The 18665-nt window shown below is 58.2% G+C and carries 18 protein-coding genes; 11 read left to right on the plus strand and 7 right to left on the minus strand.

What is annotated here, in order from left to right:
- Positions 1 to 397 precede the first annotated feature (397 nt).
- Positions 398 to 763 (minus strand): hypothetical protein, encoded by a 366-nt coding sequence (locus WX88_RS29845; RefSeq protein WP_156175919.1) that lies wholly within the window; start codon positions 761 to 763, stop codon positions 398 to 400.
- Positions 764 to 766: 3 nt separating this feature from the next.
- On the opposite strand from WX88_RS29845, the gene WX88_RS03095 reads away from it, so the two are divergent.
- The 6 genes from WX88_RS03095 (at position 767) to WX88_RS03120 (ending at position 8656) form a co-directional block, all read left to right on the plus strand.
- Positions 767 to 1132, plus strand: coding sequence for a hypothetical protein (locus WX88_RS03095; RefSeq protein ID WP_046242762.1), 366 nt, complete (start codon positions 767 to 769; stop codon positions 1130 to 1132).
- Between the two features lie 346 nt (positions 1133 to 1478).
- Entirely contained in the window at positions 1479 to 2867 is a 1389-nt protein-coding gene (hisS, locus tag WX88_RS03100) for a histidine--tRNA ligase (protein WP_046242763.1), read from the plus strand.
- Positions 2868 to 3015: 148 nt separating this feature from the next.
- Positions 3016 to 4509 (plus strand): histidine ammonia-lyase, encoded by a 1494-nt coding sequence (gene hutH / locus WX88_RS03105; RefSeq protein WP_046242764.1) that lies wholly within the window; start codon positions 3016 to 3018, stop codon positions 4507 to 4509.
- 288 nt (positions 4510 to 4797) lie between these two features.
- On the plus strand, positions 4798 to 6630 hold the full coding sequence (locus WX88_RS03110) for a T9SS type B sorting domain-containing protein (RefSeq protein WP_197076648.1): 1833 nt from the start codon (positions 4798 to 4800) through the stop codon (positions 6628 to 6630).
- Positions 6631 to 7160: 530 nt separating this feature from the next.
- Positions 7161 to 7499: a YbaB/EbfC family nucleoid-associated protein gene (locus WX88_RS03115; RefSeq protein WP_046242766.1), complete on the plus strand. Its 339-nt coding sequence runs from the start codon at positions 7161 to 7163 to the stop codon at positions 7497 to 7499.
- A 53-nt stretch (positions 7500 to 7552) separates the two neighbouring features.
- Positions 7553 to 8656, plus strand: coding sequence for a glycosyltransferase family 2 protein (locus tag WX88_RS03120; RefSeq protein WP_316932302.1), 1104 nt, complete (start codon positions 7553 to 7555; stop codon positions 8654 to 8656).
- A 39-nt stretch (positions 8657 to 8695) separates the two neighbouring features.
- Here the strand turns inward: WX88_RS03120 and WX88_RS03125 are convergent, their stop codons facing one another.
- Positions 8696 to 8914, minus strand: coding sequence for a PspC domain-containing protein (locus WX88_RS03125; RefSeq protein WP_046242767.1), 219 nt, complete (start codon positions 8912 to 8914; stop codon positions 8696 to 8698).
- Positions 8915 to 9077: 163 nt separating this feature from the next.
- Between WX88_RS03125 and WX88_RS03130 the strand changes: the two genes are divergently transcribed.
- Both WX88_RS03130 and WX88_RS03135 read left to right on the plus strand, forming a co-directional pair.
- On the plus strand, positions 9078 to 10886 hold the full coding sequence (locus WX88_RS03130; protein ID WP_156175920.1) for a hypothetical protein: 1809 nt from the start codon (positions 9078 to 9080) through the stop codon (positions 10884 to 10886).
- Between the two features lie 72 nt (positions 10887 to 10958).
- Positions 10959 to 11942, plus strand: a complete 984-nt coding sequence (locus tag WX88_RS03135; RefSeq protein WP_046243117.1) for a pyruvate dehydrogenase complex E1 component subunit beta — start codon at positions 10959 to 10961, stop codon at positions 11940 to 11942.
- A gap of 91 nt (positions 11943 to 12033) precedes the next feature.
- Here WX88_RS03135 and WX88_RS03140 read toward each other — a convergent pair whose 3' ends face one another.
- Positions 12034 to 13440: a hypothetical protein gene (locus WX88_RS03140; protein WP_156175921.1), complete on the minus strand. Its 1407-nt coding sequence runs from the start codon at positions 13438 to 13440 to the stop codon at positions 12034 to 12036.
- A gap of 160 nt (positions 13441 to 13600) precedes the next feature.
- Between WX88_RS03140 and WX88_RS03145 the strand changes: the two genes are divergently transcribed.
- Positions 13601 to 14152, plus strand: a complete 552-nt coding sequence (locus tag WX88_RS03145) for a DinB family protein (RefSeq protein ID WP_046242770.1) — start codon at positions 13601 to 13603, stop codon at positions 14150 to 14152.
- Between the two features lie 44 nt (positions 14153 to 14196).
- On the opposite strand, the gene WX88_RS03150 is transcribed toward WX88_RS03145, so the two are convergent.
- Positions 14197 to 14616 carry an acyl-CoA thioesterase gene (locus WX88_RS03150; protein WP_046242771.1) on the minus strand — a complete coding sequence of 140 codons (420 nt, stop codon included), beginning with the start codon at positions 14614 to 14616 and terminating at the stop codon, positions 14197 to 14199.
- Between the two features lie 62 nt (positions 14617 to 14678).
- On the minus strand, positions 14679 to 15428 hold the full coding sequence (locus tag WX88_RS03155; protein WP_046242772.1) for a class I SAM-dependent methyltransferase: 750 nt from the start codon (positions 15426 to 15428) through the stop codon (positions 14679 to 14681).
- A 140-nt stretch (positions 15429 to 15568) separates the two neighbouring features.
- Between WX88_RS03155 and WX88_RS28535 the strand changes: the two genes are divergently transcribed.
- Together WX88_RS28535 and WX88_RS03160 are read left to right on the plus strand one after the other, a co-directional pair.
- Complete coding sequence (locus WX88_RS28535; RefSeq protein WP_072052925.1) at positions 15569 to 15742, plus strand: DUF2256 domain-containing protein; 174 nt, start codon at positions 15569 to 15571, stop codon at positions 15740 to 15742.
- A 99-nt stretch (positions 15743 to 15841) separates the two neighbouring features.
- Positions 15842 to 16159: a hypothetical protein gene (locus WX88_RS03160; protein ID WP_046242773.1), complete on the plus strand. Its 318-nt coding sequence runs from the start codon at positions 15842 to 15844 to the stop codon at positions 16157 to 16159.
- A gap of 567 nt (positions 16160 to 16726) precedes the next feature.
- Here the strand turns inward: WX88_RS03160 and ffh are convergent.
- Together ffh and WX88_RS03170 are read right to left on the minus strand one after the other, a co-directional pair.
- Positions 16727 to 18091, minus strand: a complete 1365-nt coding sequence (gene ffh / locus WX88_RS03165) for a signal recognition particle protein (RefSeq protein ID WP_046242774.1) — start codon at positions 18089 to 18091, stop codon at positions 16727 to 16729.
- A gap of 41 nt (positions 18092 to 18132) precedes the next feature.
- Positions 18133 to 18591, minus strand: coding sequence for a hypothetical protein (locus WX88_RS03170; protein WP_046242775.1), 459 nt, complete (start codon positions 18589 to 18591; stop codon positions 18133 to 18135).
- Positions 18592 to 18665: the final 74 nt, after the last annotated feature.

Consider the following 18665-nt stretch of genomic DNA (forward strand, 5'->3'; position numbering starts at 1 on the left):
GTAGCCCCGTCGTCGGTTCGTCCGGCGGCGGGGTTTTAGTTTTTTTATCTATTACATACCAAAGCTCCCAAAGCCGCGGCATGGCCACCTTTCAGCGCCACACTGCCGATGTTGCCTGGGAAACCGAAGTGTGGCTTGCCGATGTGCCCCGCAGCACCTGATTCATTATAACGGGGGCCGGTTCGTAGGACCGTGTGAATACTAATTCCCTCCCACCCCGCGCCCGACCCTTCGCCCCAAACCCGGCCGGCGCGGCGGCAAGTGGCCAAGCGGCCTGTTTCTTGAAAAAGCCGAGAGCGCCGCTCCGCAGAACAGCAGCGCAGCCCAAAACACCTCCAAAAAGCCGTTTCAGAGCCTCTGGAGCGGCTCTCTGCTTCTCTCAACAAGTTGTGAATCTTTATTTCAGCATTGGAAAAGACTTTGCTAAGACTGAATAAGTCTTTGCGAGGGCTTGCAAAGTCTTATTCAGTCTTAGCAAAGTCTTTTCCAAAGCTAGATAAGTCTTTTCCAGCCGTGGAGAAGCCTTTGCCAACCATGAAGAAGTCTTTTCCAAGGCTGGTAAAGTCTTCTTCAGCCCTGGGAAATCTATTGCTGACGCTGGAAAAGACTTTACTACTGCTGGAAACTGCTTTGCCAAAGCATGCCGCAAAGGTTTATTCCCGTAATACGGTTCGTTGTGTGTTTGAAAATCAATTATTTGCTGTAGCTTGGTCGTGCCAATACGGCAATAATTATTTTCAACCATCATCAACCCAATTCCCACATCATGGCTTCTATTCAACGCGAGTCGGCCGAGCTGACCGCCGCCACCAAACGCATGAATGGCCTCACCGCCATCGACCCCACCGCCAAGCTCGATTTGGGCAACGGCCACACCATGGAGTCATACAGAGAGTTGATGCAGGATGTCGATACCAAGCTGGGCACCTACAACAAAGCCCGCAAAGACCTCGACGCCCTCAAAAACCAGCTGGACGCCGCCGAAAAGCTGCTGGCCAAGAAGTCGAGCGCCATGCTCACGGGCGTGGGCCAGAAGTTTACCAAGGACAGCGACCAGTACGAGCAGTGCGGCGGTGTACGGGAGAGTGACCGCAAGAAGCCCCTGCGGGCCGCTAAAGTCGTTAAAGCGTAACTATTACATCGGCCCCCAAACCACAGGCCGCTTTCCTCCGCCGAGGAAAGCGGCCTTTTTGTGGAACAGAACGACCAACTCCCCTCCTTACCAAGGAGGGGATGTTCGGGCGAAGCCCCAACGGGGGTGGTTGAGGTCGTTGAACTATACCCGAACGACTCGCACCAAGCTTGTTCGCTCGTCGTTCAACAACGCCAACCACCACGCAGCCCCAAGCGCCAGCCGGGAGCCCCCAGGTGTCGTTCAACGACCTCAACCCCCCCCGTTGGGGCTTCGCGTTGGCGTCCCCTCCTTGGTAAGGAGGGGAGTTGGTCGTTCTACCCCCCTGCCTACCTTTGCCCCCGTTATGCAAAAACCGAGTATTCCCAAAGGCACCCGCGATTTTGGCCCCGCCCAGGTGGCACGCCGCCAGCACATTTTCAACGTCATCCGCCGCACGTTCGAGTCATTTGGCTACGCGCCGCTTGAGACGCCGACGCTGGAAAACCTCTCCGTGCTCACCGGCAAGTACGGCGACGAGGGCGACCAGCTCCTATTTAAAGTGTTGAATTCGGGTGATTTTGCCAAGGACGTAACGGCCGAGGACCTCGCTACCGGCAGCAAAGCCCTGCTGCCCAAAGTGGCCGAAAAAGGCCTGCGCTACGACCTCACCGTGCCCTTCGCCCGCTACGTGGCCATGAACCGCGGCACGCTCACCTTCCCCTTCAAGCGCTACCAGATGCAGCCCGTGTGGCGCGCCGACCGCCCCCAGCGCGGCCGCTACCGCGAGTTTTACCAGTGCGACGCCGACGTGGTGGGCACCGACTCGCTGCTCTGCGAGGCCGAAATCGTGCTCATGATTGCCCAGGTAATGAACGGACTGGGACTGGATGATTTCACCATCAAAATCAATCACCGCGGGGTGCTGCGGGGGATGTATGAGGCGCTGAACAGCGAAGGCAGCGAAACCGATTTGCTAGTGACCATTGATAAGTTCGATAAAATTGGCCTAGACGGCATGAGGAAAGAATTGCTAGAAAAAGGCTTCTCGGAATCGATAATAGTTAAGCTAGCGCTGCTATTCGGTGTAAGTGAAGTAGGAGCAGGGCAGTTTATTGAAAAGTTGAACCGAATCCGGCGGGAATTTGGATTAGACGATTATGTCGAAGGCGACCGAGGTTTGAGAGAGCTGGCCGAAGTGCACGACCTGCTCACGGCCTCGGGCTTCAAGCAGTTCGACCGGCTCGAATTCGACCCCACGCTGGCGCGGGGCCTCTCCTACTACACGGGCTGCATTTTCGAAGTCAAAATCAACAACGTGCAGATGGGCAGCGTGAGCGGCGGCGGACGCTACGACAACCTCACCGGCGCCTTCGGCCTGCCGGGCGTATCGGGCGTGGGCTTCTCCTTCGGCGTCGACCGGCTCTACGACTGCCTGGAGGCGCTGGACCTGTTCACCGTGACGGCCGAAACGCCCACCCGCTGCCTCCTCACGCACTTCGACGCGGCCAGTGGCCGGGCCGCCCTGCCCCTGCTGGCCCAGCTGCGGGCGGCCGGAATTCCCAGCGAACTATACCCCGACGCCAGCAAGCTGCAAAAGCAGTTCAAGTACGCCGATGCCAAGGGCATTCCGCTGGTCATCATCATGGGCCCGGAAGAAGTGGCCGCCGGCGTGGTGAAAATCAAAATCATGCAAACCGGCGTGGAGCGGGTGCTGCCGGTGGGCGAAGTGGTGGCGGGGCTAACATTGGAGTAGATAGGCCGGGTGGGCAGAGAAAATAGCGAGCGTTTGGGTTGGAAAATTGATGGCTGCGAAAATGAAGGGTCACCATCGGCTCGGGCGCTTGTCTTAAATAGCTGCCGGAAATGCGCCTAATTTTGTAGCCACCCCACCCGCCCCCTCAATGTCCACCCATACCATTTCGCCCGCCCAGCCCCTCACCCTGGCTGAGCTGGCCGCCCTGCTAGCCGACGGCCGGCCCGTCAAGCTCGGCGACGACGCCAAACAGCGCATTGCCGCCTGCCACGACTATCTGCACCAGCGCCTCGCTCGTGATAACTCGCCGGTTTACGGCATCAACACCGGCTTCGGCTCGCTTCACAACGTGAGCATTGCCCCTGAAGCCCGCGTCCAGCTGCAAGTCAACCTGATGATGTCGCACGCCTGCGGCACCGGCCCCGAAGTGCCGGGCAACCTCGTGCGCCTCATGCTGCTGCTCAAGGCCCAAAGCCTGAGCTACGGCCACAGCGGCGTGCAAGTGGCCACCGCCCAGCGTCTGCTCGACATGTACAACCGCGAGATGCTGCCCGTGGTGTACGAACAGGGCTCCCTGGGCGCGAGCGGCGACCTAGCCCCGCTTGCCCACCTCTGCCTACCGCTGCTGGGCTTGGGCGAAGTGAACTACCAAGGCTACCGCCTGAGCGCCGCCGACGCAATGAGTTTATTCAGCTGGGCACCGCTCGTGCTGCAAGCTAAAGAAGGCCTAGCGCTGCTCAATGGCACTCAGTTCATGCTGGCCTACGCCGTGGATGGCGTGCTGCGGGCCCAGCGCTTGGCGGCGGCGGCCGATGTCATTGGTGCCCTGTCCACCGAAGCCTTCGGGGCCAGCACCGCTCCATTTAATGATAATCTGCACCGCATCCGGCCGCATGCCGGGCAGGTACTAGTGGCCCGGCGCCTGCGTGAGCTGCTGGCTGGCTCCGAGTTGCAAACCCAGCCCCGCCTGGCCGTGCAGGACCCCTACTCCTTCCGCTGTCAGCCCCAGGTGCACGGCGCCAGCCGCGACGCCCTGGCCTACGTGGCTCAAGTGGTCGAAACCGAATGCAACTCCGTAACGGACAATCCCAACATCTTTCCCGACGATGACCAGATTCTGAGCGGCGGCAACTTCCACGGCCAGCCCCTGGCCCTGGCCCTCGACCACCTCGCCCTGGCCGTGGCCGAGTTGGGCAGCATCTCGGAACGCCGCACCTTCCAGCTCATTTCCGGCCAGCGCGGCCTGCCCACCTACCTAGTAGCCGAGCCCGGCCTGAACTCTGGCCTGATGATTCCACAGTACACCGCCGCCGGCATCGTGAGCCAGAACAAGCAGCTATGCACGCCCGCTTCGGTCGACAGCATTGTGAGCAGCAACGGCCAGGAAGACCACGTGAGCATGGGCGCTAACGCCGCCACCAAGGCCCGCCGCGTGGTCGAAAACGTGGAGCAGGTACTGGGCATCGAGCTGCTGACAGCCGTACAAGCCCTGGCCTTCCGTCGGCCCGCCCGCACTTCCGAAGCGCTGGAGCGCGTGGTAGAGGCGTTCCGGCAGGAAGTAAAGTTTACGGGCCAGGACCGGGTACTCTACCCTGATTTACATAAAGCCGGGGCCTTCGTTCGTAAGTTTGACTGGCAATAAAGCGGCACCCTGTTTCGTAAAGCAGTAGTTGAACGCTGTTTCTGCTCAAAAAGCGTCGCTTTATTTTTGCGTCCCCCAGGTGCTATGACGCACCAACCTGCTTTACAAGTGCTACTTATGCAGCTCCTGAACCGCTGTTTTTTGTTTTTATGCCTCTGCCTGGGAGCCGGGATTCTACGGGCCCAACCTGCCAATCCATGTACCACTCCTACCCCAGCATCGGGCTGCACTTTTAAGGCTTACAATAGCAGCGGCGTAGAAATAAATTCTTTCTGCGTAGGTCAGCCCGTGCGCTTTTTACCGTGTGCCGACAGAGGTGCCGATTTAACGAAAATAACGTATGAGGTACTACGGGGGATAGGCACGGTGCCGCCAAGCTGCTTACCTCCCGTCGCTAATTTAGCGCTAACCTATACCTACACGCCCACCAGCGCTGAGGTGGGGATGGTGACGGTATCGGAGCTGGGCAATGGCGTTGGAACTGGTTTGGCCTCTACTTTCTACATCCGCACCTTTGAGGTGTACGACGCGCCGCCCCCCAGCTTCACCGTAGCCCCCTGCCCCAGCGGCTCGGTCCAGGTGACCCTGACCGATGCCACTTACGACAGCTACACCGTGCAAGCGGGCACCGGTCCGACCCAACCCATCACCCGCAGTAGCCCAGAAACCGTAGTCCTCGCCGGCGCATCTACGGTGACCGTAGTAGGCAAATATGCAGCGGGCACCGCCGAATGCAATGGCGTGAGCACCCAGACCATCACCACCCTAGCACCTGCGCCGCCACCGGTTTTCACTAGCCTCAACCTGGAGGGCGCATTGCCCAGCGGGACTGCTACCCTGGCCGTGGGCGGCCTGCCACCAGGCTATGTCCATACCATCCAGGTGGCGGATGCCAGTGGCGTCTTTCGCGATTTGGTTCCGGCCGTGCCCGTGCCAGCCGGTAGCACGAGCATCACGCTGCCCACACCCACCGCCGGCCGCTACCGCATCTTCCGTACCGATGCCTGCGGTATTAGCAATACCTTTTCATCTACTATTTCCACCGTGAGCCTGACGGGCAGCTCTGCCCTGAACCGCAATAACCTGCGAATCACGACTGACGCCGACCCGAGCACTACCTATACCATCACGCGCAGTCCGGCGACCACCATTGCACTAGCCGTGGTTGGCGGGGAAGTGGTAGATACCGATGTCGAATGCGGCACCACCTATACCTACCGCGTCACGGCCCTTCAACCGGGTGGTACCGCAGTTTCTAATGAAGTGGCTGTCACCACGCAATCGAATCTCCCGCCGCGCCAACCCAAGCTAATAGCCAGCTTCAACGAGAACGATGTGGTGGTGCTGACGCCGCTACTGGCCGCTCCTCTTGTGAGGGGTAGTAGCCTGAACTACCGCCGCACCAGCGGCAGCCAGCCACCGATTGATTTTGGGACGGCCACCACTATCCGCTCCCTGCGCGATTCCACTGACCTGGCCGAGTTGCGGGCGCAGCCACCGTGCTACTCCGTGCGCATCACCGACGTGTGCGGCAACACCTCAGTCGAAAGCCCGCCTACTTGTCCGGTCCTGCTTTCTGCGAGCGCCGCCGACCCCGAAGGCAACGCCACCACGCTCACCTGGACGCCCTTCTCGGGCCCTACCCCCGGCGTCCCGGCCACCTACACCCTACAGCGCCTCGCCGCCGATGGTACTGTGCTCAGCAGCATCGCCGTGAGCGGCAACAGCTATACCGATTTAACGCCGCCGACCGACCGCCAGATACTTCGCTACCGTCTTCAAATCACCGGGGCGGGCCTGCCGTCGGGCACCTTCAGCTATTCTAATCGGGCGGCCATTACGCGGCAGATTCTTCTCACCATCCCCACGGCTTTCACCCCCAATGGCGACGGCCTGAACGATGTGCTCGAAGTAAAAGGCCGCTACTTGAAAGGCTACACGTTCGTGGTTGTCGACCGCAATGGCCAGGAGGTATTCCGCGGCACCCAGCGCGGCGACACTTGGGATGGTACCATCAAAGGCCGCGCGCCAGTGCTCGGCGCTTATGTCTGGCGTTTTCAGCAGGCCAACGAAGACGGCAAGCCCTTCAAGGCAACAGGGTCTGTCACAATTCTGAAGTAAAGAGCTACTGGGCAAGGAACGACGTACACGATAGGTCAAACTCGCCTTGCTATAATTCTCAATTCGTTATCCAAACCACCTCACATGGTTCGGGCCGGAGCATTCCATAAGCTGAGGTTCAATTCGCTTCGAATCAGCACCTGTGAAGGACATCTGCGGCTTAGTTGACAGGAGCCCACGCACTTCAAGCACGGCGTAATACTCCTGAGCGACTCGTACCGGGCCGGCTTCTTTAATCGATTGTAGCAAGGGCTAGGACCTGCTTACTTACTCGCCGCCTTCCCCGGTTGCGCTACCTAGACGTGGTACCTTTGGCTTGGTACAACGCTGGGAAGACAAACACAAATGGTTCCTTTCCGTTGTTGGATCAGTCTTATGGAGGATGAAGGATACTTTTGCAAACCATTTTTCGTCGTCAGGGCTGGTGGAGTGGTTACGTGAAGGCCGGAAATATCCCCACCTCTTGTCAGAACATCCGTACGACCCTTATTTTCCAAGGCATTTTTAACGCTCTCCGAGCACTATTTAGCATGGCATTCGACATCACCGGCATGATGGGCAAAGTCAAAGAGCTGCAAGACAAAATGCAGCAGGCCCAGCAAGAAATTCAACACATTACCGCTACAGGCGAAGCCGGTGGCGGCCTGGTACGCGCCACCGCCAGCGGCCACCGCAAAGTCCTCAAGCTCGAAATTGACGAAAGCCTGCTCACGCCGCAGGACCGCGACATGCTGGCCGACCTCGTGGTAGCAGCCGTAAACAAAGCGCTGGACGAAGCCGCCGAGTTGGCCCGCCAGGAGCTGCAACGCAAAACCAGCGGCCTCATGCCCAATGTGCCCGGCCTCGATTTGAGTGGTTTTGGGGCCTAATTGATGGCTAACCAACGAAGTGTGCATGATGAGGAATGAATGAAGTACCATCTGTGAAATCTACCGAAACGGAGTTGAATAAGGCCAGCTCCTCATTACTCACGTCTCGTCCTTCCTCCAGTCCCAGAGCGGGTGCTTGCGCCGACGTCGCTATTGTCATCCTGAATTGGAACGGCGCGGCTTTTCTGCGGCGTTTCCTGCCCGGCGTACTCGTGCACGCCGACGGGGCCCGCGTCGTCGTGGCCGATAATGCCTCGACCGATGACTCAGTAGAGTTGCTGGCCCGCGACTTCCCGGCGGTAGAATTGCTGCTACTCGACCGTAATCTGGGCTTTTGCGAGGGCTACAACCAAGCCCTGGCTCAGGTCGACAGCGAGTTCTTCGTGCTGCTGAACTCCGACGTGGAAGTCACCCTGGGCTGGCTGCGCCCCCTGCGCGGCCTGCTTGAAGCCAGTCCACGCATCGCCGCCGTGCAGCCCAAAATCCTGGCCCAGACTGACCCAACGTACTTTGAGTACGCCGGGGCCGGCGGCGGCTACCTCGACCGCCTCGCCTACCCTTTCTGCCGCGGCCGCCTCTTCGATACCCTCGAAAAAGACCACGGTCAGTACGACGACACCCGCCCCGTGGCCTGGGCCAGCGGCGCCTGCGTGCTGGTGCGGCGCACTGCCTGGCAGGCTCTGGGCGGGCTCGAACCGGCCTTTTTTGCCCACATGGAGGAAATTGACTTCTGCTGGCGCCTCTGGAACGCCGGGCACGAAGTGTGGTACCACGGCGGCAGCGCCGTGCATCACGTGGGCGGCGGCACGTTGCCCAAAACCAATCCGCGCAAAACCTATCTCAACTTTCGCAATGGCTTAGCCCTGCTGTACAAAAACGCCGCCCCCAGTGAGCTGGGGCTGGCCATGCTGCAGCGCCTGGTGCTCGATGGCGTGGCCGGGCTGCGATTCCTGGCTGCCGGCCAGGGGCGTCATTTTTTGGCGGTCCTGCGTGCGCACTTTAGCTTCTACGGCCGGTTGAGCTACTGGCGCAAGCAACGCCGGACGGCCCGGCCCCACCTGCGCCTGGGCGAGCGGCCCGGCGTATACAATGGCAGCTTGGTGTGGAACTATTTTGGGCGGGGAAAGCGCAAGTTTAGCGAGTTGGGCATAAAATAGCCTCCGCTCATTATTGCCAGTGGGCGCAGCCGTGACCAGCTACAAATCCCAAACCGTGCTACGCTGCTGGCGCATGGCCCGGCGCACGTTCATCCAAAATGCTCCTGCGAAGTAGAGCACGATGGGCGAGCCAAACGTGAAAAACGACGCGTATACAAATGATAGCCGGACGCTGCGCGTACTAAAACCCCACTTCTGGGCCAGGGCCGAGCACAAACCAAAAGACTGTGTTTCGAGGTAGTCGGTGAAGCGTTTCATGGGCGGTAGCGGCTAACTAAAAACAATTTCTCTGGGCTAAGATAAGGCATTCCGGAGGAGAGGGCAAGCTCGGTGCTGTAATTTCGTTGGCTTAAAGCCCGGCTAATTCACCTGTTTCTACGTTTGAGGGGTTGGTATTTGTTTTCCTGCGTAACGTTTTTTGATGATAAACTTTTTGCGGCCAATTACTCATGGGCTGTTGGCGGCCACACTATTGCTATCGGCCTGCGCCTTGCCGCGGGTGCTGAAGCAGGCTGAAACCGGCCGCACCGTGGTGGCCCACCCCACCCCCCTCACCGCTTCGGGCGAGACTGTTCCATTTGAAGTGACGGCGCGCGTGCCCGCCAAGCACTTGCACAAAGGCGTGGCCTACGAACTGCTGCTGCGCTACCGCTACGAGCACGGCCTGCGCGAAGACACTCTGGGCCGGATTGCCTTCACCTTGGGCAACTACGTGTATGACGATGAAAACAAAGCGCAGCTGGTAGCCACCAAGAAATTCAGCCTGCCCAACACCCCCAGCCGCAACCCCGGCGAGCTGCTAGCCCACGCCCAGGTACGCGAGCTGAAAAAGAACGGCCGCGTGCTGCGCGCCCCCGACGATGTACGGGTCGCCCGCGGCATTGCCAACCCCGCCCGCCTCGTCGTCCGCGAAGATACCGTGCTGACCCTGCTGCCCGAGCGCGCCAGCAACAACATGAGTGGCACGCGCATCCTGCCCCTTTACTTTGATGAGGGTCAATGGTTTATTCGCGGCTACTTGGGCACTAACGTGGCGGCGCTCGAAGATTTGATTGACGCCAACCAACACACCAAGCAGGTCCTCATCATCGCCGGCCACTCCCCCGACTCTGTTGATGCCCACAACCGCCTGCTGGCCAGCAAGCGCGTGCGCATGCTGCTCTATTATTATAAGCAGCGGGTGAAAAACTTTTCCTACCTGAACAAGGTCGAAAATATTCGCTTCGACACCCTGGCCTATACCCGGCGCTGGGATACCTTCCTCAGCAAAGTGATGACCTCGGCCCTGAAAGCCGACCAGATTGACTCCGTCGTCACCATTATCAACGACACCCGCGGCACCTTTGAGCAGAAGGAAAAGGCCCTGCACCGCCTTTCCTCCTTCGATTACATCTCGCAGTACATCTATCCCGTGCTGCGCTTCGGCACCGTGGCCGTAACATACACCGCGCCAAAGCGCTACAATTCGGAGGTATATCTGCTCTCGAAAAAGATTGTGGACAAGCAGATTGAGACCGACGCCCTGACGCCGGAAGAACTGCGCTACTCTGCGAGCCTCACCCCGCTGCTGGCCGAAAAACAACGCATCTACGAAGTAGCCGCCGCCAACACCAACAGCTGGGAGGCCTTTCACAACTTGGGCGTGGTGCTGTTGCAGCGCGCCGAAAAAGAGCCCACTGATAAGACCCGCGCAGCTTATTACCGTCGGGCGGCGGTCAATTTCACGCTGGCGGCTCATCGCAATCCTACAGCCGAGTTTTTCTACCACGCCGCCACCGCCTATCACCGCGCCGGCGACCGCGCCGAAGCCCTGCAGAACTACGACTACGCCATCAAGCTGGGTGGGGCGCGCCCGCTACTGCGCAAAATATTCTCCGACCGCGCCGCGCTGGAAATCGAGCTAGGCCAGACCGACGAAGCTCTCCGCAGCCTGCAATACACCGGCCCATCCTATCAAAACGCTCTGAATACCGCTCTTATCGAGGTTGGCCGCGAGCATTACGACTTAGCCCTGACGCAGTACCGCCTCGCCCAAACCCTGCGCCCCACGGCAGCCGCGCCAGTATATGGTATGGCCGTGGTAGCAGCGCACCAGAAAGACGAGGCTGCCGTGGGCACCCTGCTCAAGCAAGCCGTGAGCCTTGACCGCAGCTATGCCCAGCGCGCCGTCGAAGACCTGGAATTTCAGGACTACGCGCAGGGCAAGGTATTTCGGGAGGCATTGCGCTAATCATTGCCCATCCGCCCGGTCCATCGTAGCTTTGCCAGCCGGCTTAAAAATGCTGTTTACCTAAAGAAAATCATGCGTCAAATTCAATTTCGTGAGGCCTTGCGCGAGGCCCTGTCCGAGGAAATGCGCCGCGACCCGCGTGTATTCCTGATGGGCGAAGAAGTGGCCGAGTATAACGGTGCCTACAAAGTGAGCCAGGGCATGCTCGATGAATTCGGGCCCGAACGGGTGATTGACACCCCAATTGCCGAGCTAGGTTTTGCCGGCATCGGCGTGGGCGCAGCAGCCAATGGGCTGATTCCGGTCATCGAATTCATGACTTTCAACTTCTCGCTGGTAGCAATTGACCAGGTAATCAACTCGGCCGCCAAGCTGTACTCAATGTCGGGTGGGCAGTATTCCTGCCCCATCGTGTTCCGCGGCCCCACCGGCAACGCCGGCATGCTGTCGTCGCAGCACTCACAAAACTTTGAAAACTGGTACGCCAACACGCCCGGTCTAAAAGTAGTGGTGCCCAGCAATCCTTACGACGCTAAGGGCCTGCTCAAAGCCGCTATCCGCGACCCCGACCCGGTAATTTTCATGGAGTCGGAGCTGATGTACGGCGACAAAGGCGACGTGCCGGAAGAAGAGTACATCCTCGAAATCGGCAAGGCCAACGTGGTGCGCCCCGGCAAGCACGTAACGTTGGTGAGCTTCGGCAAAATGATGAAAGTAGCCTACGCCGCCGCCGATGAGCTGGTTAAAGAAGGGGTTGAGGCCGAAGTAATTGACCTGCGCTCGGTGCGCCCGATTGACTATGACACGCTCATCGATTCGGTGAAGAAAACCAACCGCATGGTAGTTATCGAGGAAGCCTGGCCGCTGGCCAGCATCTCGGGTGAACTGGCCTACATCGTGCAGCGCCGCGCCTTCGATCACCTCGATGCGCCCGTCATTCGGATCACCTGCGCCGACGTACCCCTGCCCTACGCCCCCACGCTCATCGAAGCCTCGCTGCCCAATGTGGCCCGCGTAGTGAAAGCCGTAAAAGAAGTCACCTACGCCAAAGCGTAACGCGGCGCTTAATTAAAAGAGGGGTGAGGAATTTTAGCTCTGGCAGCTAATTCCTCATCCCTCTTTTATTAATACACTAGCCGATGAAGCACTACCCCTGTGGTGCTTCGTTCGGTGGTCGGCGCTGGCTGGCCGTTGCTTCTGATAGCTGCCAGCAGCCCCATACCCATCCCAATGCCAGGCCTAACACTGCGAGCCGGCGCGCTGGTCGGCCCAACTGTTGCCACCACGCCACGGGCTGCCAACTGGCCGCAATTCCCGTGAGCAGCAGCAAGTGCAGCGGCAGTAAAAACCGGCACTCCACGAGGGTCGGCAGCACTAGCAGGCACGGCAACAGCAACGCTAGTAAGACTGCGGCAGCTTGCCTTGATTGAAAAAAGTGGCCAGTTTCCCGGCGAACGGACACTAGGGCTGCTAACATCAACCAAGTGCCCAGGCCCAGCAAAGAATAGTTTAGCAGCCGCAGCACTACTTGCCCCTGCGGATGCAGCTGGGTGGGATAAGGCGTTGGGAATAAGACATCCAGACCGTTGAACAAGTGCCGCAGGTAACGCCCGCTCGTGGCCAGTGGCTGCCGCAACCCGAATCGCAGGTATTGCCCATAGCTCGCAAAATGCTGGCCGGGTTCATCGGCTAATGCGCGTTGGCCGGCCGGGTCGGCATAGACCAACGAGCGGGGAATTTCCGGAATCAGGCTGGTTTCGTAACGCTGGAAGGCTGTGCCCCAAGTCAGCTGCTTGAGGTAGAGCGGCCGGGCGCCGGGTAAGCTCGCCAGCACCAACGGTGTGTTTCGCTGAAAGTGCTGCTCGTTGATAAGCCACTGTGGTAACAAAACCAACGCCACTCCCACGGCCAGGCTGCCGCTGCGCCGAAGCAGATGCCCAGCTGGAAGAGGTGCCCCCAGCAGCCAAAGCCAACCCGGCGCACTAGCCACGTAAATTGGCCGGATATTAATGGCCGCAGCCAGCAGCAACCCGGCGGCCCCGGCCCAAGCCCACCCCGGCCGCCCCAAGGCCACAAGCCCCAACACCAGCAGCGTTAGCGCAGGCATGTCACTGAGAGTGAAATTGAAATAGTCGCGCCAAAAAATAAAGCCTAGAGCTACTAACACTAGCCAGCGCCCCCCGGATAGAGCGCGGCCAACTACTTGAGCCCAGAGCTGCGGAATGGCCAGCCCAAAAAGCAGCGCTGCCCAACCCGCGCCTAATACGCGTGCGCCAGTCAGCATTGGCCAACCAGTGAAATGGCACAACAGACGCGCCGGTAATACCAGCAGCGGCCCCAGATAACCACGCAGCGGCACATCGAAGGCTATTAGCGAAAAGTGGCCGTACCGCGTGAATTTCAATGATAACTCCCAGTACTCGGCCGCATCGAACCGGAACTGGCCGGGCGTGTAACCACTCAACGGCAAGTAAGCCGCATACAGCGCCAGCAAGACCAGCACCCGCCACCGGGCTGGCCACGAAGCGCACAACATAGTTGATACTGGGGGCATACAAAGCAAAGCTAGGCTGCGGAAACAGGACACCAGTCATGACCGCCTGATAAGCCCAGAATAAGCCTAACACGCGCTTGAGCACTTGTCCACTCCCGTTGTTATCGTACCTTTTGCCCAAGCTACACCGTAGGCCAGCTTTTCAGCTACTCCCACCCACATGAATCATCGCCTCCACCTCAAATTCGAACAATTAGAACGAGCCACGGCACAGCTGCTGGCCTCGGCCGAAGCCTTGGGGCCGGAAAGTGCCAAAGCTCCGGCGGCCGGGCAATGGTCGGCCACGCAAGTAGTTCATCATTTGTTATTTATTGAGGAGAACATCATCAAGTACATCCAGAAAAAACTGTTGGCCGATGAGCAGCTACCTAAAGTAGGCCTCTACACCCGCCTGCGCGCCCAATTCATACGCCTGTTGCTACGCCTGCCCGGTTTCAAATACAAGGCACCGCGGGGGGTGGCGACCCTCACCGATGCCGGCGAGTTTCCTCCCCTACCCGAGCTGCGTGCTACATGGGAAGCTTCGCGCCGCCAGCTGGAGCGCCTGCTCAACGAGTTCCCAAGCCGTCAGCTGAATCGGGCCATTTTTCCACACCCCCGCTCGGGGCGCATTACTATCTACCAGGTAATGGACTTTTTGCTCGACCACCTGCTGCACCACCAGCAGCAAATGAACCGCATTAGGAAGGCCCTCCGACCAGTGGCCGCGTGATAGCAGGGATACAAAGTGGCTTTTCAATACCACGGCTGCCCCTGTTAGCCTTGGTAGGGCGGCAGAGTGCTAAAGGACGCCGCTAGCTCGGCGGGCGGCGTGGTCAGCTTGCGGCGGTCGAGGTCGAGCCAAGCGCCGTCGACGGTGACGATGGCGGCCACCCGGCCATTGGCTTTGTAGATGGTGTGCACGATGGTCCAGCGCGAGCCATCGGCATTGACGGAGGCCAGTTGACCATCAACCCGGATTTCCTCGCCGACGCTTACTTCTTTGAGATATTTCGTTTCCTCCCGGAACAGGATGGGCCCAAGGCGTAGCTGCGCAAACCGGGCTACATCGTAGCCCCACTTAGCTAGCACGACCACACGTTGGTCGGCCGCGTAGTCGGCGTAGGCCGAGTGGCGCATGTGGCCATTGGGGTCCATGTCGGCCCAGCGGGTGCGGTAGGTAATGGCGTCAGTCATTTTATGATGAAAGATTGGGAATCAGGAATCAAGAAGGTAGAATACTCTTGTAAAATAACCTCTTACTCAGCATTCGTTATTAAGCCTGTGGGGGTGAGACGAACCAGGTACTGTCCGTCCTCGTCTTCGCCTAGGAAGTCGGCGGTGTAGCCGGCAGTTTCGGCGGCATCATTGAGCAAGGCCGCATCGACAAAAAGCCAGGGAAAAGCGGCCCCAGTGTGGTCCTGATAGCTAAGCGTGTACTCTACTTCCCCGTAATACGGGCCGTTGAGGTTGAGGAGCAGCGCACCATCCTCGTCCTCGTACAGGTAGCGCACATCCGACGATGTAGCCAGAATTTGGCCCCCTGGAGCCAGCAGCGTACGAGCATGCGCCAGAAACTTGTCGAGCCCACTGAGGGTGCCCGTCAGGCCGAGGCCATTCATGAGGAGCAAGATGGTGTCGTATGGCAGTTCGGTAGGCGGCAGCGGAGCGAACAAATCGTGGCGGGCCACGGTGCGGACACCGCGCTCAGCCATCACCTGCACCGCGCCGGCTGATACGTCCACGGCTTTCACTTCGAAGCCGCGGCTTTGCAGTTCCAAGCTATGGCAGCCGGCGCCGGCGCCAAGGTCGAGCACCCGGCCACGGCTTTCATCGAGGGCCAAACGTTCCAAATCGGGCATCTGCAGCAGGGTGCGGAAAAAATAGGCGGCGGGCAGCGGCTCGTCATCGGCCACGTTACAGTGCACGGTGAGGCTGGCATCGGCATCGCCACGATGGTAAGCCAGGATGGCCTGGCCCAGGATGTCGGGCGCGGTGGTCGTGGTCATAGGTGGATATGGACGAAATGGCCGAAACGGTTGGGTCGGCACGCCGCTCGGCTTGGCAACCGTTTCAAGACCGAAAAGTACCCAAAACTTCGCGGTAACGCCGGGCGTTTAGGTAGCAGTTATTCCTATTTTTATCCCCTATGCTCCCCCAAAAGCTTCGTAAAGGCCAGTTGCCCACCAAAATCTGCGCTACTTGCGGCCGGCCGTTTGAGTATCGTAAAAAATGGCGGGCCAATTGGGCTGAGGTTAAATACTGCGGTGAGAAGTGCCAACGCAACCGCCGGGCTCCTAGTCCAACCGCTTCAACTGCCTAGGCTGTCAATACTAGGCTCCTGTATCTTTTCAAGCTGAAAGCCCGTTTTGAAAGCAGCTAATTCGCTTCTTTTCCTCAACCCCTAGTATTCCACCATTTCATGGCTTCCAACCTCGACTACCTTGACCCTGCATTGATTCCGCTGGAAGAAAAAGTCCAAGCCTATCTCGACGCCGAAAAAGCCCTGCACCAAGCTTCTGAGGCCCAGAAGAACCAATCGGTGGGCGCGTCGCCCCAGAGTTTACAAAAACTACGTGAGAATCTCGCCCGTCTGGAGCAGGAAATTCTAGGCATGCTTCCTACCCGCGACGAATGGGTGAAGGTGAATTTAGGCTATGGTCCCAGCCGCGTCGGAGCTTGGCACGTGCCCGCCATCAATGGTGCCCCCGAGCACTACGAGCTACGAGTAGTGCATTAAGGCCGCTCTCTCTGCTCTTCCACACTTTAAATAATTGAGAAAGGTTCTATCAGGACCCAACCCGGCTCAGCACTGCTTCAAATGCTTCAGTAAATAGTTGCACTTAGTAATCTGATAATGAATCCGAAGCGAGTAGTAGCAGCGGCACATTATAGGTTGAACCACTCTGCTACTTGAACTTAAAAAAGAGGCACCCCAATGGGATGCCTCTTTCCGTACCAAAACACCTTAAAAAACTATTCTTTCACGACGGTATTAACAACAACTGCACCAAAAAATTCATTACCAATTAATGTTTTGCAAAAACTCTTGCTGTGAGGCGTTTATACACAGCAATTCTTGCTAAATGTTTTAAGAATCCGCCTTAAATTACACTTAGCTAGTTGCGTGAGAAGTCTTCTTCATTTGCGAAGCTGAGCTATGCTCTTATGCAGTGTTTGAATCTACTCGTTTGGTGAGGCAGTATTGTAATTCTAGAGCGATGGGTATCTCCAAACGACAATCGCCCCAACTATTCGTTGGGGCGATTGTCGTTTTAAAATCAGATGCAGTCCCTAAAGACGTTGCTTAGCGCATCATGCCCCCGGGACCGCCTTTGATGCCGCCCATCATCTTCTGCATCTGGGCGAGGCCGCCTTTGGTTTGGCTGAGCTTGTTCATCTGGCGCATCATCTGGCGCATCTGGTCAAACTGCTTCATTAGGGCATTCACCTGCTGAATGTCGGTGCCCGAGCCTTTGGCCAAGCGGCGTTTGCGCGAACTGTTGAGCAGGTCGGGATTGGCCCGTTCCTGCTTGGTCATGCTACGGATGATGGCCTCGACGGGCTTGAAAGCATCGTCGTCGATTTCGACATCCTTCATGGCCTTGCTCACGCCCGGAATCATGCCCATCAAGTCCTTGATGTTGCCCATCTTCTTGATTTGCTCTAGCTGGCCGAGGAAGTCATTGAAATCGAACTGGTTTTTGCGAATCTTCTTCTCAATGCGGCGAGCTTCGTCTTCGTCGAACTGCTGCTGGGCACGCTCAACCAGCGAAATCACGTCGCCCATGCCCAAGATACGCTGGGCCATACGGTCGGGGTAAAAGAGGTCCAACGCCTCCATTTTCTCACCCGTCGAGATGAACTTGATGGGTTTCTCCACCACGGCCCGGATGCTGAGGGCTGCCCCACCGCGCGAGTCGCCATCAAGCTTGGTGAGCACGACACCGTCGAAATTCAGCCGGTCGTTGAAGGTTTTAGCGGTGTTCACGGCGTCTTGGCCAGTCATGGAGTCTACCACGAACAGCGTCTCGCTGGGGTTGATGGCGGACTTGACGGCCTCAATCTCGCGCATCATCTGCTCGTCGACGGCCAAGCGGCCAGCGGTATCGATGATGACCACTTTTTTGTTGTTCTTTTTCGCGTAATCGATAGCGTTGCGCGAAATCTCAACGGGGTTTTTGTTCTCGATTTCCGAGTATACTTCCACGCCAATTTGCTCACCCAACACCTTGAGCTGGTCGATGGCCGCCGGACGGTACACATCGCAGGCCACGAGCAGCACGTTGCGGCCCTGCTTCTTGATAAAGTTGGCCAGCTTACCCGCAAACGTAGTTTTGCCCGAACCCTGCAAGCCCGAGAGCAGCACTACGGCGGGGTCACCTTTGATGATGATATCCTTTTTTTCGCCCCCCATCAGCTCGGTCAGCTCGTCGTAAACGATTTTGACCATGAGCTGGCCCGGCGACACGGCCGTGAGCACGTCGCGGCCCATGGCAGAATCCTTTATCTTATCGGTTACCTCTTTGGCAACCTTGTAGTTAACATCAGCATCAACCAAAGCCCGGCGGATTTCCTTGATGGTTGCCGCGACGTTGATTTCAGAGATGCTGCCCTGGCCTTTAAGGGTCTTAATGGCCCGATCGAGCTTGCTTGAGAGATTATCGAACACTTGTTGCTTTGGTAATTAGTTGATTTTGAAGATATACGGGGCTACGAGGCCCTACTTAGCTGTTCTTCCACGGCCCGTGGGCGGGCATCAGGCTCAGCATTGGTTGGCTGCATGGCGCCTTCCACATGGCTCAGGCGGAGCCCGGTCGCTTGGGTGACTTCCATGAGCTGGCCAGTATGCTCGAAAATGTTGCCGAAGCGGCGATTGGTTTCCTGCGCCTGTACTTTGACTTCGCGCATGTCGGTTTTTAACTCAGCGTCTTCAACCGTCATTTGGTCAACCCGTTCCGTCAAGTAGTCTACTCGGTCCGTTGGGTGATCGACCCACGCCGCGACGTTGTCGATTTGGGCACCAAGCTTGTCTTCGAGACGCAAAAAACCGTTCACCATCACGTCGGTTAGCTGCTCGAAGCGGCGATTAGAATCGACCCGTAGCTCCGCGTTTCCCTTGATTTGCTGGCCCATGAGGGCTAGCAGCTCGTTGACTTGGTCGTTGTTCATGAGATGCGGCGCAGAATTTAGGCATCAAAGTTACGGCGGCGGCGGGCGTGTCGTTCATGTAGCTTTGCGGTTTC

Origin of the sequence: Hymenobacter terrenus (assembly GCF_000972495.1) — a bacterium.
Taxonomy (GTDB): domain Bacteria; phylum Bacteroidota; class Bacteroidia; order Cytophagales; family Hymenobacteraceae; genus Hymenobacter; species Hymenobacter terrenus.

Coding starts and splice junctions, on each gene's coding strand:
- WX88_RS28535 (WP_072052925.1), top strand. CDS start 15,569: ATGCTCCCCCAAAAGCTTCGTAAAGGCCAGTTGCCCACCAAAATCTGC.
- WX88_RS03130 (WP_156175920.1), top strand. CDS start 9,078: ATGATAAACTTTTTGCGGCCAATTACTCATGGGCTGTTGGCGGCCACA.
- WX88_RS03140 (WP_156175921.1), bottom strand. CDS start 13,440: ATGCCCCCAGTATCAACTATGTTGTGCGCTTCGTGGCCAGCCCGGTGG.
- WX88_RS03150 (WP_046242771.1), bottom strand. CDS start 14,616: ATGACTGACGCCATTACCTACCGCACCCGCTGGGCCGACATGGACCCC.
- WX88_RS03135 (WP_046243117.1), top strand. CDS start 10,959: ATGCGTCAAATTCAATTTCGTGAGGCCTTGCGCGAGGCCCTGTCCGAG.
- WX88_RS03155 (WP_046242772.1), bottom strand. CDS start 15,428: ATGACCACGACCACCGCGCCCGACATCCTGGGCCAGGCCATCCTGGCT.
- WX88_RS03170 (WP_046242775.1), bottom strand. CDS start 18,591: ATGAACAACGACCAAGTCAACGAGCTGCTAGCCCTCATGGGCCAGCAA.
- WX88_RS03115 (WP_046242766.1), top strand. CDS start 7,161: ATGGCATTCGACATCACCGGCATGATGGGCAAAGTCAAAGAGCTGCAA.
- WX88_RS03095 (WP_046242762.1), top strand. CDS start 767: ATGGCTTCTATTCAACGCGAGTCGGCCGAGCTGACCGCCGCCACCAAA.
- hisS (WP_046242763.1), top strand. CDS start 1,479: ATGCAAAAACCGAGTATTCCCAAAGGCACCCGCGATTTTGGCCCCGCC.
- hutH (WP_046242764.1), top strand. CDS start 3,016: ATGTCCACCCATACCATTTCGCCCGCCCAGCCCCTCACCCTGGCTGAG.
- WX88_RS03145 (WP_046242770.1), top strand. CDS start 13,601: ATGAATCATCGCCTCCACCTCAAATTCGAACAATTAGAACGAGCCACG.
- WX88_RS03160 (WP_046242773.1), top strand. CDS start 15,842: ATGGCTTCCAACCTCGACTACCTTGACCCTGCATTGATTCCGCTGGAA.
- WX88_RS03125 (WP_046242767.1), bottom strand. CDS start 8,914: ATGAAACGCTTCACCGACTACCTCGAAACACAGTCTTTTGGTTTGTGC.